The organism is Pseudoalteromonas sp. 1CM17D, assembly GCF_023161805.1.
In the GTDB taxonomy this organism is placed as follows: Bacteria; Pseudomonadota; Gammaproteobacteria; order Enterobacterales; family Alteromonadaceae; genus Pseudoalteromonas; species Pseudoalteromonas atlantica.
The window spans coordinates 25,974-44,091 of record NZ_JALNTP010000005.1 but is presented as its reverse complement, the minus strand read 5'-3'; the positions used below and the strand labels follow the sequence as shown (position 1 = coordinate 44,091).

At 42.3% G+C, this 18,118-nt stretch carries 13 protein-coding genes; 6 read left to right on the top strand and 7 right to left on the bottom strand.

The features are described from left to right. Positions 1–701 precede the first annotated feature (701 nt). From eat to MSC25_RS10465, 3 genes are read right to left on the bottom strand one after another with little or no spacing between them, the layout of a single operon-like run. Positions 702–2,105, bottom strand: coding sequence for an ethanolamine permease (eat, locus tag MSC25_RS10475; RefSeq protein WP_248443346.1), 1,404 nt, complete (start codon positions 2,103–2,105; stop codon positions 702–704). Between the two features lie 20 nt (positions 2,106–2,125). Further along, positions 2,126–3,004: an ethanolamine ammonia-lyase subunit EutC gene (eutC, locus tag MSC25_RS10470; protein WP_248443345.1), complete on the bottom strand. Its 879-nt coding sequence runs from the start codon at positions 3,002–3,004 to the stop codon at positions 2,126–2,128. Continuing rightward, positions 3,004–4,407 carry an ethanolamine ammonia-lyase subunit EutB gene (locus MSC25_RS10465; RefSeq protein WP_248443344.1) on the bottom strand — a complete coding sequence of 468 codons (1,404 nt, stop codon included), beginning with the start codon at positions 4,405–4,407 and terminating at the stop codon, positions 3,004–3,006. The genes eutC and MSC25_RS10465 overlap by 1 nt, the downstream gene beginning before the upstream one ends. 219 nt (positions 4,408–4,626) lie before the next feature. Between MSC25_RS10465 and MSC25_RS10460 the strand changes: the two genes are divergently transcribed. Continuing rightward, entirely contained in the window at positions 4,627–5,595 is a 969-nt protein-coding gene (locus MSC25_RS10460) for a helix-turn-helix domain-containing protein (protein WP_248443343.1), read from the top strand. Positions 5,596–6,806: 1,211 nt separating this feature from the next. Continuing rightward, positions 6,807–7,370 carry a cytochrome b gene (locus MSC25_RS10455; RefSeq protein WP_121638649.1) on the top strand — a complete coding sequence of 188 codons (564 nt, stop codon included), beginning with the start codon at positions 6,807–6,809 and terminating at the stop codon, positions 7,368–7,370. 31 nt (positions 7,371–7,401) lie between these two features. Here MSC25_RS10455 and arfA read toward each other — a convergent pair whose 3' ends face one another. The 3 genes from arfA to MSC25_RS10440 form a co-directional block, all read right to left on the bottom strand. Beyond that, positions 7,402–7,602, bottom strand: a complete 201-nt coding sequence (gene arfA / locus MSC25_RS10450) for an alternative ribosome rescue factor ArfA (RefSeq protein WP_055255815.1) — start codon at positions 7,600–7,602, stop codon at positions 7,402–7,404. Between the two features lie 218 nt (positions 7,603–7,820). Further along, positions 7,821–10,361: a TonB-dependent receptor gene (locus MSC25_RS10445; RefSeq protein WP_248443342.1), complete on the bottom strand. Its 2,541-nt coding sequence runs from the start codon at positions 10,359–10,361 to the stop codon at positions 7,821–7,823. Positions 10,362–10,588: 227 nt separating this feature from the next. After that, a complete protein-coding gene (locus MSC25_RS10440) occupies positions 10,589–11,566 on the bottom strand; it encodes an ATP-binding protein (protein ID WP_248443341.1) in 978 nt (325 codons plus the stop codon). A gap of 111 nt (positions 11,567–11,677) precedes the next feature. On the opposite strand from MSC25_RS10440, the gene MSC25_RS10435 reads away from it, so the two are divergent. After that, positions 11,678–13,009, top strand: a complete 1,332-nt coding sequence (locus MSC25_RS10435; RefSeq protein ID WP_096043023.1) for an HD domain-containing phosphohydrolase — start codon at positions 11,678–11,680, stop codon at positions 13,007–13,009. 285 nt (positions 13,010–13,294) lie between these two features. Next, a complete protein-coding gene (gene hemH / locus MSC25_RS10430; RefSeq protein WP_004589664.1) occupies positions 13,295–14,314 on the top strand; it encodes a ferrochelatase in 1,020 nt (339 codons plus the stop codon). A 649-nt stretch (positions 14,315–14,963) separates the two neighbouring features. Here the strand turns inward: hemH and MSC25_RS10425 are convergent. Next, positions 14,964–16,121, bottom strand: a complete 1,158-nt coding sequence (locus MSC25_RS10425; protein ID WP_121638645.1) for a benzoate/H(+) symporter BenE family transporter — start codon at positions 16,119–16,121, stop codon at positions 14,964–14,966. A 376-nt stretch (positions 16,122–16,497) separates the two neighbouring features. Here MSC25_RS10425 and MSC25_RS10420 point away from each other — a divergent pair, with 376 nt between their 5' ends. After that, a complete protein-coding gene (locus MSC25_RS10420; protein ID WP_004589606.1) occupies positions 16,498–17,214 on the top strand; it encodes a hypothetical protein in 717 nt (238 codons plus the stop codon). A 60-nt stretch (positions 17,215–17,274) separates the two neighbouring features. Further along, positions 17,275–18,018 carry a zinc-dependent metalloprotease family protein gene (locus tag MSC25_RS10415; RefSeq protein ID WP_004589607.1) on the top strand — a complete coding sequence of 248 codons (744 nt, stop codon included), beginning with the start codon at positions 17,275–17,277 and terminating at the stop codon, positions 18,016–18,018. The last annotated feature ends 100 nt before the right edge of the window (positions 18,019–18,118 follow it).

Sequence of the window (18,118 nt, the reverse complement as noted above, 5' to 3'; positions counted from 1 at the left end):
ATGGGCTGTAATCGCGCAGCTTGCTCGCGTTTAAAAACAATGCTTTAACCGAGGTATAAAGTGATTGTTTCACCACCGAGAAGCGAAGGAGAATACCTAGAGAAGTGACTAAACGTTACGGGTGTTTTCTCTGTGTAGCGCGAAGCGCCTCGGTGTACTCGGTGGTGATATACAGATAACTTATACCAATTTACTTTGGCTGCTCGTTTACTTCTCTCTCTTCTCTTTGTGCATATTGTATTAAAGATCAATAAATCACAAAGAGGTATAGAGGCGCTTCGCTTTTAGAGAAGCAACTAACATCTTGCGCGAGCAAGCTTCGCGCCTACAACTTTCACTTCTCATTTACTCCTCTTTCTCTTCTCTTTGTGCATATTGTATTAAAGATCAATAAACCACAAAGAGGCTTAGAGGCGCTTCGCTTTTAGAGAAGTAACTTGCATCTCGCGCGAGCAAGCTTCGCGCCTACAGCTTTCACTTCTCATTTACTCCTCATTCTCTTCTCTTTGTGCATTTTTGTATTAAAGATCAGTAAATCACAAAGAGGCTTAGAGGCGCTTCGCTTTTAGAGAAGTAACTACCATCTCGCGCGAGCAAGCTTCGCGCCTACAGCGAGCCTTAACAGCAGAGGTAAATTACCTTGTAGAAGCGCAGCTTGCTGGCGTTTTAAAAGCAACGCTTTTACCCTAGTGTTAACCCCCTTAATTTGAGGCGGCTAAGTCAGCTTCAGCGTCGGCAAGCATAGCAAACTCTTCATCTGCACTTTTAGCGACTAAATGCTTAGCGCTATAGCCAAAGTAATAAGCTGCACCAATCACAAATAACACTACGGTGTATAAAAATGCACGAGGGTCAAACGCATACACACCCGTTAATGCAATAAGCGATAACACTAGCGCAATACCCGATGTAACCACGCCACCTGGCGTTTTATACGGGCGAGCTAAATTAGGTTGCTTAATACGTAACATAATATGGCTCAGCGCCATTAACGCATACGATACCGTTGCACCTACCACCGCCATGGCTAGTATTAAATCGCCCTCGCCACTCAGTGAGGCAATAAATCCAAAAATAGCGGGTACAATTAACGCACGCGCGGGCACTTTGCGCTCTGTAGTAATTGATAACGAACGCGGTAAATAGCCCGCACGCGAAAGCGCAAACACTAAACGGCTATAACCATAAATAATCGAAAAGAACGACGCGACCAATCCCGCTAAGCCTAAAATATTTACCACAGTGGCTAAGCTTGTATTGCCCGTGGCGTTAAGCGCATCAACTAAAGGAACTGCACTGGCGCCCATTGCGTTTGCACCACCGGCAGCAGGAACTAATACCACAACAAGTAAAGCGGTAAACAGTAAAAATAACATAGCGCCAATAATGCCTTTAGGTACATCTTTAGCTGGGTTTTTAGCTTCTTCGGCTGCAAGCGGCACGCCTTCTACTGCTAAAAATAACCACATAGCAAAAGGTAATGCAGCCCACACACCATACCAACCAAGTGGTAAAAATTCATTTGCACCTGCGGCATTAGTTACCGCAACATCAAATAAATTACCCGCGTCAAAATTAGCAATTAACGCCACGGCGGTGGCAATAATAGCCAATACTGCTAAACCACTTATCACCATCATTACTTTTAGCGCTTCACCCACACCCGCTAAGTGAATACCCACAAACGTTAAATAAAACAGTGCATATACCCACGGGCCATTAAAACCCGTTAACGCCTCAACCGCCGAGCCAATAAATATAACAATGGCGGCGGGGGCTAATGCATATTCAATTAATACCGCAAGGCCAGTTAAATAACCCCCGGCAGGGCCCATTGCTTGACGCGCAAAACTGTAACCGCCACCCGCAGCAGGAATTGCTGCCGACATTTCAGCAAGCGATAACACCAGCGTTAAATACATTATTGCCATTAACACCGCAGCAATGGCAAATCCGCCCCAGCCGGCTTCGGCTATGCCAAAGTTCCAGCCTGCAAAGTCGCCCGAAATTACATACGACACCCCTAGCCCTGCAAGCAATAACCAGCCCGCAGTGCCACTTTTTAACTGCCTTTGTGCAAGATACTCTTTATTGTTATTAGACATATTGACCTCTTTTTATGGTTTTATTCCGCGATTAAAAAATTTGTGGTTTGAACCTGATGCTCTATTACATCGTCTTGTGTTCTGTCTTTTAAGTTAACCCCAGTAAGCCCGCACTTTTTGGCCTCTTGCAGTAAATATACGGCTCTTCGGGCAGCCTCAAAGTAGCTAAGCCCTGCAGGGCGAATGTTAGAAATACAATTACGACAGGCATCATTTAGCCCCGTTTTTGGCTCCCACGTTAAATAAAGGCCAAGGCTGTCGGGGGAGCTAAGCCCTGGGCGCTCACCAATTAATACCATTACAACTTGTGCGTTTAACAGCTCGCCAATGTCATCACCAATCGCTACGCGGCCTTGCTCTACTAGGGTAATTGGCGCAATTTTGTAAGGTGAGGGCTCAGTAGGAAGCTGCTTTAAAAGCTCGCTTATAAATGGCGCTGCGTTTTTTTGTACCGCCAAGGACGAAAGCCCATCAACTACCACAATGGCTAAATCGTATTGCGCCTGTGTACTGCTTTGCCTACTTTGCATAGTGCTTAAAAGCGTTGTACGCCCTGCTTGGTTTAGCTTTCGGCCTAAATCGGGGCGCTGTAAATAAGTAACACGATCAACTGCCTCACTTTGTACACTTAGCGGTTTTTCAACCACGCTAAGCGCATCAATAGCACTGAGAGTTTTTGTCATTTCGCTAATATCTAACGGAAAGTTAACCGCATCGCGCGCCTGAGCATGCGATAACTGAAACGCTAACATTTCAGATGTAGGTAAACTAATGCCTGCCCGGCCAAGGCCTATACGCGCATCGGTAAAACGACGTAAATCGCTCCATGGGTTTTCAACCACTTTGCCATTATCGCGATCGTTGCTGCTTTGCGTGTTTATGCTTTTAACCGCTTTCATTACATGCCTCCTTGTACTGCTTTTAATGGCTTAGCAAAGGCAGTTGGTAAGGTGTTTGATAAAATAGTCTCGGCGGTATTTTCCATAATTTTCATTTTGCTAAGCCACGCTTCAAACTCGGGCGCTGGGCGCGAGCCTAAAACTCGGCGCACATATAAGGCATCATGAAATGAGGTAGTTTGGTAATTAAGCATAATATCGTCCGAGCCTGGAATCCCCATTACAAACGAGCAACCCGCCACGGCTAATAAGGTGAGTAAGTTATCCATATCGTTTTGGTCGGCCTCGGCGTGGTTGGTGTAACACACATCGCACCCCATAGGTATGCCTAAAAGCTTGGCACAAAAGTGATCTTCAAGCCCTGCGCGGGTAATTTCTTTACCATCAAATAAATACTCGGGGCCAATAAAGCCTACAACAGTATTAACTAATAAAGGGTTAAACTTACGTGCTACAGCATAAGCACGCGCCTCACAGGTTTGCTGGTCAAGGCCATGGTGTGCATTAGCCGAAAGCGAGCTGCCTTGCCCGGTTTCAAAATACATTACATTATTGCCAACCGTGCCACGCTTTAAGCTCAGCGCAGCATCTTGCGCCTCAGCTAGTGTATTTAAATTAAAACCAAAGCTTGAGTTAGTAGCTTCTGTACCGCCTATTGACTGAAACACTAAATCAACCGGCGCACCTGCTTCTATGCATTCTATGGTGTTAGTTACATGGGTAAGCACACAGCTTTGTGTCGGAATTTCGTATTTTTGAATTACATCATCCATCAGCGTCATTAACTTAATGGCTTGCGCTACGTTGTCGGTGGCGGGATTAATACCAATTACCGCATCGCCATTGCCGTATAAAAGCCCATCGAGCATACAGGCAGCTATACCATTTATGTCATCGGTTGGGTGGTTAGGTTGCAAGCGGGTTGATAAATGCCCAGGCAAACCTATGGTGTTTCTAAACGCGCTTTTTACGTGGCACTTTTTAGCAACAAGTATGAGATCTTGATTACGCATTATTTTACTTACCGCAGCCGCCATTTCAGGGGTAATGGCTTGCCTAACACTTGCAAGTACCGCAGGCGTTGCAAAATCACTTAATAACCAGTTTCTAAAATCTCCCACGCTCAAGTGCGATATAAGCTTAAAAGCGTTTGCATCGTGCTCGTCAATAATAAGGCGTGTAATTTCGTCTTGCTCGTAGGGAATAAGTACATCGTTTAAAAATGTTTTTAGCGGTACTTCGGCCAATGTCATCTGCGCAACAGCGCGCTCTTGCGCCGATTGTGCAATAACGCCCGCTAACCTATCACCCGAGCGCTGCGGCGTAGCTTTAGCCATTAACTGCGCTAAGCTCTTGAATTGATAAGTATGTGTTCCTAACGTATAACTGTACATATGCCCCATGATTTACTCCGCATAACTAATATTACAAACCTTGGTATAGGTCTTGCCTCATATAAGCTATAAATCAATTTTGAATAGTCACAAGAAGGCTTAATTTGTACCAAGTGGCTATCGAATTTTGGCAAATCGTTTTTTATTATTTTATTTCAGTAAGTTAACGCCTTTATTTGGCATTCACTTAAACTAAAAATATGTTTACTTTAAAAGAGCATCACCTATATGGCGCAGCAAGGCAGCAACAACGCACCACAAAAGAGCAAGGTATACACGCACGATATTGACGAGCAAGCCCATAACCTCACTCAATGGCAGCAAAAGTACGACCAAGTAAGCGATGGCCGCTTTTATGGCTGTATAGAAGGCGTAAATTACAACGATATTCATGCTTTTAAAGAATACACCGAGCGAGCACTGCGCCAGCAATGCAACATAGCGCCTAACTCTATTTGGCTTGGCATACCGAGTCAGTCGCAGCAAAGTAAAATTAATGGTCTTGATGTAGCGAGCAATCAATTTATGTGCCGTACCAGCAGCAGTGACTTTGAGCTAATTACCCCTGAGCAATTTGATATTTACGGTTTGGTTATTGATTGGCATTCCATTGAGTACATGGCGCAGTTACAAGGCGTAACAATTAAAAACCTATCATCTGCACAATCTGCTCGTTTAACGGTTAGTGAATCATCGCTGCAAACAGCAAGGCAAATTATTAACAGTATGGTTATAAATAAAGGCTTTGGGCTTAAACCAGAGTCACAGCAAGATATGCTTAGTATGCTAGCACTGCATTTACTGCAAGCCGATAACCCGCAGCAAAACATAGCCCCTAGCTACAAACACCGTAAAGCGGTGGTCGATAAAGTAAAAGAGTACGTGGCAGCCAACCCACAAAAAACTATTACTATTACAGAGCTTTGCGAGCTTACTTTTGTTAGTAGGCGCACGTTGCAGTACAGTTTCGAAAGCATTTTAGGTATTAACCCGCTTAGGTTTTTGCGTTTAACCCGTTTAAATAACGTAAGGCGCGAGCTTAAAGTTGTTGGTCAAACTAAGCCTATATCAATCATAGCGGCCAATTGGGGGTTTTGGCACCCAGGGCAATTTACTAAAGATTACACGCAGTTATTTGGTGAAAACCCCTCTCAAACCATCGCCAATAATTTAAAAGAAAGTGGCCTAGATTTTTAGATGCTTAGCATCTTGCGAGAGCAAGTTTCGCGCCTACCGACAAAATTAACTCCGAGGTAAATTACCTTGTAGAGGCGCACCTTGCTGGCGTTTAAAAGCAACGCTTTAACCGAGGTATAAAGCGATTTTTTCACCACAGAGAAGCGAAGGAGAATACCTGGAAAAGCGACTAAACGTTACGGGTGTTTTCTCTGTGTAGCGCGAAGCGCCTCGGTGTACTCGGTGGTGATATACAGATAACTTATACCAATTTACTTTGGCTGCTCATTTTCTCCTCATTCCCTTCTCTTTGTGCATTTTTGTATTAAAGATCAATAAATCACAAAGAGGTTAAGAGGCGCTTCGCTTTTAGAGAAGCAACTAACATCTTGCGCGAGCAAGCTTCGCGCCTACCGACAAAATTAACTCCGAGGTAAATTACCTTGTAGAGGCGCACCTTGCTGGCGTTTAAAAGCAACGCCTTAACCGAGATATAAAGTGATTGTTTCACCACCGAGAAGCGAAGGAGAATACCAAGAGAAGTGACTAAGCGTTACGGGTGTTTTCTCTGTGTAGCGCGAAGCGCATCGGTGTACTCGGTGGTGATATACAGATAACTTATACCAATTTACTTTGGCTACTCATTTACTTCTCTATCCCTTCTCTTTGTGCATATTTGTATTAAAGCTCAATTAATCACAAAGAGGTTAAGAGGCGCTTCGCTTTTAGAGAAGCAACTAACATCTTGCGCGAGCAAGCTTCGCGCCTACCGACAAAATTAACACCGAGGTAAATTACCTTGTAGACGCGCAGCTTGCTGGCGTGACGAGCGATAGCTCGTAAATAAAACCAATGCATTCACAAAGAGGCTCAGAGGCGCGTCGCTTTTAGAGAAGTAACTAGCATCTTGCGCGAGCAAGTTTCGCGCCTACAGCTTTCACTTCTCATTTACTCCTCTTTCTCTTCACTTTGTGCATTTTTGTATTAAAGATCAATAAATCACAAAGAGGTTTAGAAGCGCGTCGCTTTTAGAGAAGTAACTAACATCTTGCGCGAGCAAGCTTCGCGCCTACAACTTTCACTTCACGTTGCGGGTTATATCTTTTTAAATTTAAAAAATAAGTTTCGTTAACCCTACTTTAACCCTCTGTAGTTTAAGCTAGCTGCATTAATGTAGATTATTCAATTGTACACGCAACTAAGCGCCACTTTTTAAGTTAGGAATAACCACAATGAAACTTACAAAAGATACAACAAGTACGTTAAGCAAAACCACCATAAGCCTGCATTGGATTGTAGCTATTTTAATTATTGGGTTATTAGGCTCAGGCCTATATATGGAAAACTTTAAAGCATTTTTTCTAATGAGTTGGCACAAGTCATTTGGTGTAATGCTGCTTGCTTTTGCGTTATTAAGAGTAACATGGCGCATTGTAAATGGTTGGCCAAAGCACGATGTTAAACACCCAAATTATGAGCAAGTGTTAGCTAAAATTGTGCATTACGTTCTTATAATAAGCATGTTACTTATGCCTATTTCGGGGCTGATTATGTCAGGCTTTGGTGGGCATGGCGTAGAGATGTTCGGGCTAGAGCTTATTCCGCACAACCCCAACCCAGAAAACCCACAAAAAAGCCTCGCTTTTAACCAAGGCTTAGCAGAGATAGGAAAAACCGTTCACGGTATTACAGCAAATGCGCTTCTTATCGCGTTAGGTTTACATATTGTGGGCGCTTTAAAGCACCATATTATTGATAAAGACAACACCCTTACGCGTATGCTTGGCAAAAAGTAGGTAGTTAAAAGTCTTATTTGATCGGTGCTATTTAAGCCGCGATTAAATAAGACTCTCGTCCTACGTGTTTGTGATTGCGCTTAAACGAGCCTTTCCCTTTTTTAGCTTTAACCACTTGAGGTTTAAACACTTTAGAGGTTACTAGCGCCGCCAGCGCATTATGATTAATAACACCTCGGCCGGTGTCTACCGCACTATTATTTGCGGCTTTGGTTTTCGATTTTTTAGCCATTTTATTTCCTAACTATTTATAACAATAAGAACCTTAAGAAGTGGCGATTGTATGCCTAATTTTCAACCTTGCAAGTGTTTTAACGCTCTTTTTCATAATAAATAAACATAAAAAAAGCGCAGTAAATAACTGCGCTGAGTAACCTGAACGCTGGATAATAAAATATGTTGGTATATCTCTTAACCAGAATTCAGGTTAAATAGTTTTATCTCAAATAATTAAAATTCAAAGCTTACTTTTGCATAATAAGTACGCCCGTCAAAGCCGTAAGGCAATGCACGTACAGGGTATTTAAACGCGCCGTTGGTAATAAAGTTAAGCACTTCGTCATCACCTAGCTCATCTGGGGTTTCATCAAAAATATTATCAGCCCCTACCGATACGTTAAATATTTCGTTAATTTGGTAGCTAACGTTTAAATCCACTAGTACTGCTGATTCAACTGTACTAGTTGGTTTAAACGACCCCGTAGGCGAAAGCTCACCTGGTAAAGGGATGTGGTCATTACCAAAGTATTTAACGTTTGTTTCGCCAAAGTAATTAAAGCGAAGCGTTGTTTCATACGCATCACGCTCATAGTCAAACGTTAAAGTTGCGCGCTCACCTGGCTGGCCGTCGGTAAAAAAGCTACGTTGTAAATCATCAAACGCCACCGACTCAGGAATACCTTCTTCTGCGTTCACGTTATCAATTTTAGTGTCGTTTAAGTTACCCGCAAAGGTTACTCCAAAATTACCGCCCTCTACATCAGTACGGTAAGAGGCAATAATATCAACACCTTGTGTAGTTGAATCTACAGAGTTTGAAAAGTAATTAGCTTGCACTGCGCCGGTTGCTTGAAGCGCGGCTACGGCTTCATCGCTAAAGGCAACATCCTCTGCAGAAAGTAAACTACCAAGCGTAATACGGTCTTTAATTTCTACGCGGTAAAAATCAACCGTTAACGAAAGCTCACTTGTTACATCGTAAACAAAACCAGCACTGTAGTTAGTTGAGGTTTCAAGCTCTAGGCTATCTACACCTAACGCACTTGGAAAAGCAGTCCCCGTATTTGCAGTGAACGACTGCGTAAGTGTGCCATCTGAGCCTAGGTTAGTTGTAAATGCGGTATAACCACTTTGCTGAAGCGATGGCGCTCTAAAACCAGTAGAAACCGCACCACGTACTGCAAAGTCATCATTAAATTCATAACGTGTTGCTAATTTACCAATTAAGTCATCGCCCGCATCTGAAAAGTCTTCATAGCGCAGCGCACCACTTACGTTCCATGCATCAGTGACCATGGTTTCTACATCTACATAAAACGCGTAGCTGTGGCGATCGCTCTTGTTTGTTGCCTCTGGGCGCAAACCGTTATAAGCCTGAAAACCACACTCAGCAAATTGATCAGGATCGTTTACTGAAGGGTACGAAGCATCGGTATTTGCTAAACCACATGCGTAAGAGGCTTCATCGCCAGGTACTATTTCGTAGTTTTCTTTACGGTATTCTGCACCAATAGTTACATATAAAGGCTCATTGCGGCCAATATCAACAATGCCGTTAAAATCAGCATTAACTGTTGTTTGATCAAATCTAAAACCACCAGAGTAACCGCCGCTTGGGCCTGCATTGGCTGCTATATCGGCATCGCTTGCATCTGGGTTGTTAAATACGTACTCCGCCGCATAAGAGGCATTTATAGTATTACGTGAGGTAAAGTCGTATTTGTTTTCGCCATACACTGCCGATACATCGTATCCCCAATCTGGGTTTATATCGCCTCTAAAACCAACCGCTACTGAAATATCTTCAGCTTCGTTATAAATGCGGGGTAAAAAGCCATCGCTGTATACTTGCGTTACATTTTTAGACGCTTCGTTAAAGTTACGGTAAAAACCATTACCCAGTGCGGTACGCTCAGAGTAGCCACCAAATGAGTACAATTCGCTGTCGCCCATTGGCAAAGCCATGTTGTAAAATAACGAGGTAAATTCACTTTCTGAGTTACCTTGGCTCCAACGTACATCTTCACTCAGCGTGCCTGGCTCAACATTTAACGACCCACCGGTATCGCGCTCTGCACGGTTAGTGCCATCGGCATCACGATACTCAAGCGATAAATTAATAAAGCCGCCTTCATTACCTAAGTCAAAACCACGGTTTAAACCTGCAGAAAGCGTATCGCCGTCGCCTTCACTGGTGCCGCCGTACTGTACGTAACCCGTTGTTACGCCAGTTGAATTATTAAGCGATAAGTTAATTACGCCAGCTATCGCGTCAGAGCCATATTTAGCTGCTGCGCCATCGCGTAGTACTTCTACACCTTTAAGCGCAGTTAGCGGAATGGCGTTCATGTCGGTACCGGCAGCGCCTGCACCTACAGTGCCGTTAAGGCCAAAAATAGATTGATTATGGCGGCGCTTACCGTTAACCAACACTAACGTTTGATCTGGCTGTAAGCCGCGCAGCGTTGCTGGTCTAAATAAATCAGAGCCATCAGATACTTGTGTACGAGAAAAGTTAAACGACGGGGCAGTAGCTTGCAGACTCTGCCCTAGTTCTGTAAAGCCGCCTTTGTTTAAATCATCAGCGTCTATTAAATCAATAGGTGACGAAGACTCAGTAGAGGTGCGGTTAGAAACGCGCGACCCTAATACAGAAATTTGTTCGATATTTTGTGCAGCCTCAACAGGTGCTTCTTGAGCGCTTACGATGCTTGGTGCGCTTACGGCAAACGCAACAGCGGCAGCTAATGTATTTAAACGGTATGTTGACATGGTGACGACCCTGTTTAGTGTGTTCTTTAATATTTGTTATTGCGATGTAACGCATCGCACTGGGGAACATCCTAGCAACATATGCAAATAAAAAGAAATGAAAAAAACTAAATAATAGGTCTAACTATGCAAAAAAATGTAAATACAAAAAAATAACACTTAAACTTGTTCAAAACACATACAATTAAGGATTTTAATTTCAACCCCAAATTAAATTAACACTTTATTTACAACGGGTTTATCACGCTTTCTTGTACTTTTACGGGTAACCAACAACAAATGGTAGTACCTGTTCCTAAAGTACTGCTAACTTCTATTTTTCCGCCGTGATCTTGCAAAATAAAGTTAACAACGGTCATTCCTATTCCTAATGAGTGGGCTGTTTTATGTGTAGTAAAAAAAGGCTTAAAAAGGTGCGCTTGGGTATTTTCATCCATTCCACAACCGTTATCTTTCACTTTTATACATACCCCCTCATTTTGCTGCGTTACGCTTAGTTCAATAATGGTGCCTTTTTCTAATTCATGTTCGCACGCTTGTTGAGCATTTAATAACAGCTCAACAAAAATTTGATGAATAGACGACAGCTCCCCCCAAATTAGCGGCACTTGCTCAAAATTAGTTTTTATTTCGCAGTATTTAAGCTGCCCTTGCAACACGCCTAAAGCAGAGCCTGCAACCTCGCTTACATCTAAATATTGCTTGTTATGGGTACTTGTAAATTGGCTAAGGTTTAATAAATTATGCACGGTTTGCTTTATGCGCTTTAAACCATCTAGGCTTTCGCTCAACTGCGAGTAAATTTCGTGTCCATTCCATGCCAGTTGGTATTGTTTTTTTAGATCAACCAACACGTTTTTAAATTGCCCTGCATTTAATTGGCCGTTTAAAAACTGCTCGTTATAGTGAAGAGATTTTGATAAAAGAGGGCTAACATATTGCAAGCTTTCTATATTACTAATTACATACGAAAGCGGGTTATTTATTTCATGCGCAATACTGCAAGACAAAACACCCACACTTGCCATTTTGTCGGCCTGAACAAACATTTGCTGATACAAAGACAGCTCAGCAACGTTTTTGGTTAGTTCGCCATTTAACACAACTAACAATTGGCTTTTATCGGCAAGCAGTTGCTCTGCGGCTATACGCTTTTGCTGCTCATCTAAAAAGGCTTGTTTGTAGTCGTCGGTTAAAGTGCTCATCCTATTAGCTCCATAAATACGCATCCATGTATAACGTTTAGTTTGCCATACGTAATTATGCAAACTAGGGGCAATTTTTAGGCTATGCTTATTATTTTAAAAGGTAGCACTATGACCAAACCAGCAGACGCTGCACATTCAATCACTGCCGTAGATGTACTTTGTGTTGATGACGACGAAATTGTTCTGCGCTCACTAACCTCCCTATTAAAAAATAATAACTTTAGTTTTATGACCTGCAAAAGCCCAGTGCAAGCGCTTGAGCTTTTAAACAGCCACGAATTTAGCTTAATTATTAGCGACATGAAAATGCCCACCATGAATGGCGCGCAATTTTTAGAGCAAGCCCGTAACAAAGCCCCCGAAACACAACGTATTTTATTAACCGGCTACGCTGAAATAGAAACCACCCTAGCCGCTGTAAACCTAGCGCAAATTAACGGCTACATTCAAAAACCATGGCAAAACGATATGCTTTTGCGCAGCATTAACGACAGCATCGAAAAATTTCAGCTAAAAAAACAAAACAAGCAACTCGAGCAGCAAGTAAAACAGCAAAACAAAGAACTTCTCGAATTAAATAACTCATTAGAGCAACGATTAGAAAAGCGTACAAAACAAATTAAGCAAGTACTTAAACAGCTAGAAGATGCCAACGAGCGCGAAAAACACGAACACAAAGCCACCGTAGAGCTACTTTATAATTTTATAAACGCCAATCCGTACTTAGATGGCAACAAAGCGCAAAAAATTGCCGACACATGCACCCAAATAGCACTGTACTTAAACCTCTCGCAAAAAAGTATAGATTTAGCCCCCATGGCGGGTTACTTAGCGCAAATAGGTTTGCTTGCTATGGACCCAGAGCTCTATAAAAAGCCAGTGAGCCGGCTAAGCGAGCAACAGCGCAAAGCCTTTTATACACACCCAAGCACAGCACAATTAATGCTGATGCCTGCAATACATTTACATGATGTATCTGATGCAATTTATCATCAATATGAGCGCTTTAACGGCAACGGTTTACCAAAAGGATTAGCAGCAAACGACATTCCTATTGGCGCTATGGTGCTTAGCGTTGCTCGCGATTATTGGAACGCATTTGAACAAAGCCAAAGCCCCACAGACAAAGAGCGCCATAGCGATGCGCTCGAAAGCGTTAAAATGTACAGTGGCACTTTTTACCACCCTAAAATTGTGCGCGCACTCGAGGCAAGCCATAGCAAATTAAATGAGCAACTTAATAATGCGGGCTCTATTATTATATGCAGCGCTCAAGAGCTAAAAGCTAATATGGTTTTAGGCCATACGTTACACAGCCACAGCGGTATTATGTTGTTACCTAAAGGCCATGTGTTTGGTAAAAAATCCATCGAAAAACTACAGCAACTAGAAGCCAAAAAACCGACCCCATTTAGAATAATGGTAAAAAGCGCTAAATGAGTGATCTAAACTGTGGCTTTTTTCGTTACAATTACCGTAAATAAGCTAAACTAATTCAAACAGGTACCTGTTAATCTGGGTATAAATTTTAAACTGTTTAATACCAATCCGCTTAATTAAGTAATTTATTTTGAGGGTGGAAAAACGTGTAGATAGCTAGGCAAAAAATTCGCTATTTAGTTGTTCTAAATGAGAGTTTTTTAACGCTGGTAGCGACACGTTTAGCCCCGCAAAATGATCAAGTATTATTGCGAATTGGTATCACATTGCTTTAAGGAGCACAGCGTGTCGCGATTTTCTGCAGTCACTGACAATCCCCACGACGGACGTTTTAATCAAAAAACGGGCATTTTACTTACCAACTTAGGCAGTCCAGACGCGCCCACACCAGCGGCACTGCGTACCTACTTACGTGAATTTTTATCCGATCCGCGCATTGTAGAAATTCCACGTTTAGTGTGGATGATAATACTGCACGGTATAATTTTGCGTATTCGCCCTAAGCGCTCAGCAAAACTATACGAAAGCATTTGGACCGAAAACGGTTCGCCGCTAACACATATTACCCGCCTGCAACGCGACAAACTAAACGCGCTACTCCAAGAGCAAGGTTACACCAATACCGAAGTTGTTATGGCCATGCGTTACGGTAACCCTTCAATAGAGGCGGGCCTGGAAGAGCTGCGCGATAAAGGCCTAACGCGCATAATTGTACTACCGCTTTACCCGCAATATTCAAGCCCTACCACCGGCTCAACATTTGATGCCGTATCAAGAGTATTGCAAAAATGGCGCTGGGTGCCAGAGCTACACTTTGTAAATGGTTATCACAAAAACACCGCTTACATTGATTCATTAGCTAGCAGCATAAGTGAAGATTTAGAAAAAAACGGCATGCCACAAAAATTAGTTTTTTCATACCACGGTATGCCAAAGCTATTTTTAGATAGAGGCGACCCTTACCACTGCCTATGTTTGCAAACCACGCGTTTAGTGGTTGAAAAACTAGGCCTTGATAAAGATAAAGTAATTAGCACTTTTCAAAGCCGCTTTGGTAAAGCCGAATGGTTAAAGCCATACACCGACGCCACGCTTGCATCGTTACCTGATGAAAACATTACCGACGTAGCAATTTTAAGCCCTGCTTTTAGCGCCGATTGCTTAGAGACACTCGAAGAGCTTGAAGAAGAAAATCGCGAAATTTTTGAAAACGCAGGCGGCGAAAAGTACCGTTATATAGCCGCTTTAAACGACAGAGACGATCACATTAACGCTTTATATGATGTGCTAAAACCAATGCTTTAAACGCATCTTTATTGCCTTAACGTAAAAAAGCGGTGTTAAATTTTAACACCGCTTTTTTAATTGTAAGGTAAGCATTTATTAAATGTCATAGCCACTATTTACGCGTGCAAGCTTCGCACCTACAACTTTCACTTCTCATTTAATCCTCTTTCCCTTCTCTTTGTGCATTTTTGTATTAAAGATCAATAAACCACAAAGAGGTTAAGAGCCGCTTCGCTTTAGAGGAGTAATTAGCATCTAGCGCGAGCAAGCTTCGCGCCTACAACTTTCACTTCTCATTTACTCCTCTTTCCCTTCTCTTTGTGCATTTTTGTATTAAAGATCAATAAACCACAAAGAGGTTAAGAGGCGCTTCGCTTTTAGAGAAGTAACTTGCATTTTGCGCGAGCAAGCTTCGCGCCTACAAATTTCACTTCTCATTTACTCCTCTTTCTCTTCTCTTTGTGCATTTTTGTATTAAAGATCAATAAACCACAAAGAGGTTAAGAGGCGCTTTGCTTTTAGAAAAGTAACTTGCATTTTGCGCGAGCAGGCTTCGCGCCTACCGACAAAATTAACACCGAGGTAAATTACCTTGTGGACGCGCAGCTTGCTGGCGTTTTAAAAGCAACGCTTTTACCTGTTTAAACCTATTCGTAGGCACTTTTCTTTAACTTTTACGGGTGATCATCAACGTACAAACGCCGGCAATTATTCCCCAAAACGCAGAGCCCACCGAGAGCATGGTTAAATCAGATGCGGTTACCAAAAACGTAACTATTGCAGCCTCTGTATATTGGGCTGAGCTTAAAGCTTGCTGCAAGCTATTAGCAATGGTGCCAAACAGCGCAATACCCGCTAAGGCTAAAATTAATGCCTGCGGTAAACTTGCCACTAAACCAACAAGCGTTGCCGCGCAAAGTGCCATAACAATATAAAATACGCCTGCGGCAATACTTGCCCAATAGCGTTTATCGGGGCTTTTATCGGCCTCGTCGCTCATACAAATAGCAGCGGTAATAGCGGCTAAATTAATAGAGTACGTACCAAACGGCGCAGTTAAAATATTAATAAAACCAGTTACGTTAAGCGTAGCCGAGATAGGCGCTTTATAATTATGAGCCTTTAATACAGCAATACCCGGTAAGTTTTGTGAGGTCATGGTTACTATATAAAGTGGTAAGCCAATACTTATACACGCTTGCAAGTTAAACACCGGCGCTATGTATGCAAATTCACTTATTTTCCAATGAATAGCGCCAGTATCAATATGCCCCATTTGCCACGCCAGTAGCACGCCTGCAACTAAAACACTAAGCATGGCAAAACGCGCAAAAAAACGTTTTCCTAAAAAATACATAAGCACCATTAGGCCTATAACCAGTGGTAGCTCATTCATAAAATTAAATACATCTATACCAAAGGTGACCAATACGCCTGCCAGCATGGCACAGGCAAGTTCGCTCGGTATACGGTTCATTATTTTTTCAAACCAACCGGTAACACCCGACACAAAAACCAATGTAGCGGCAAACATAAATGCACCAATAGCTTCGCCTAAATGGTAGCCCTGCGCGCTGGAAATAAGTAAAGCCGCCCCAGTGGTAGACCATGCAATTAAAACGGGCACTTTATAATAATACGACAACCCAATAGTGGTTATACCCATTACCAGCCCTAGCATTAAAAGCCAGCTTGCGACTAAATCGGGCGTGCCGCCAAGGGTTATAACAACTTGATAAATAAGCGCAATGGAACTTGAAAAACCAATAATAACAGCCACCAACCCTGCGGTTGCTCGATTAAGCAGCTGATCGGAAAACATCATAAAATCCCTCTTAATTTTAGATTTTTAAGCCCACAACATACGTTGCCTATTTACGCTTTGCAATTAGCGTTTACGCTATTAAGCGTGAAAAATATTCATTATTTTAAAATTTTTTTTACCTATAAAGATCACACCTTTCATTGCTAAATTAAAAATAAAAACAATTATTCGCTTACGCTTACACCCCGCTAAAACCCTATAAAAACCCATCCTTTTAGCTCAATAAATCAAACCCATTATAGGTAAATTGTTTATTTACAATCATTTACAATGTAAATAATTAGCACTTTTATACTAGCATCACTAACTTGATCTAATTATCTAGATGATATAAAACGTAACAATTAGTTAACCAAAAACCCCGTAAGAGAAACAAATGAAACGCGCTATTTTAATAATTGTTGCCCTTGGTCTATCTGCATTTGCTATTTATAAGCTGCTATTTAATACCGAAAAACCTCAGCAGGTAACGGCGCCTGTTGCAGTGGATATAGTGCCCGTTGACTCTCAATTTGCAGCAAATAAAAAAGCACCACAGCCCATAGATATGAGTAAAGATCCCGTTAACGTAAAACCTAAAACCATTGAGGCACCAGCGCAAAGCAACCAGTTTGAGGCTATAAACAAGGTATCTGAAAAAGCTAAAGAGGTACTTACCAACGCCAACGTACTACCAAGCGATTTAAACAACGAAGCCTACATAGAGTTCGATCTAAATACGTTACAAACCCTTGAAGCTGGCGACTCGTTTGATATTTCAATCCCGCAAACCGCCGAAACCTACAGCGCCGAAATCACCTCGTTATCAGAGGCGAGTAATGGCGATAAAAGCATATTTGGCCAAGTTATTGGTGCCAATGGGCAACTGCACACCACGGTTATGACCGTAGGAAACGATGCAATTTATGGACAATTTACCGCACCTAGCGGCAATTATGTTTTTGAAAGTAAAGGTAAATATGGCTGGATTGCAGCAAAACGCGACTTATACCAAAACCACATAGAGCATCACGTAGATGCGCCCACACCAAAAACAGATAAAACCATAGATATGTTTGCCCCAAAAAAAACTGAACAACCCAACACGCAGTAACCCAACTAAATCAATCAGCAGTAAAACTTCCAACCACTACATAAGTAAGGAAATATAAAAATGAAAAAACTAATCACTACGGCAGCCATTGCCAGCGCGCTATTTGCAACCAGTGCAGCACAGGCAGTAACGATTGATATTGGTATTTTATATACCGACCAATCGGCCGCAGCCACGAGTAATATAAACACTAAAATAAACCAGCTGATCGCCTTTAGTAACCAGGTTTATAGCCAAAATGGGGTAGACATTACACTGCGTTTAGCGGGAACAGAAAACCTAGGCGATTACGCAATTACACCGTCTGAAGATTGGTTAGATGCAGTAACTAACAGCAGCTACGTAGATGGTTTACGCACTAGCTGGAAAGCCGACATGGTTGCCGTACTTGGTACAGGCCAAAGTGCGGGTAATGGTTTAATCTCGTGTGGTTTAGCTTGGGTTGGCCAAGGCACTAACGGTAATTTATACAGCTCAATGAGCGACCGTATGTACTCTATTACTGCTATTGATTGTGGCGCAACTACGTTTGTACACGAACTTGGTCATAACCAAGGCCTAGCGCACTCACGTAAACAAGGCGATACATCGGGCGGCGTATATGTTGATGGAATGGGCCACGGCGTACAAAACGAATTCGCAAGTATAATGGCCTACCCGCACGTTTACGGTAGCGCAACGCAATACGATTACTTCTCTAACCCTAATTGGAGCGTAAATGGCTTAGCCTTTGGTGTAACTAACCAAGCGTATGCTATTCGTACGGTTACCGACACAAAAACAAGTATTGCTAACTTTAAGTAAGTAATTTAAAGCAGGCTGTATATAGCCCTTTTATAATTATTTCCCTTTAGAGCGCATTTGCGCTCTTTTTTATTTAGCTTAAGGTTTGTTGATCTTTCAA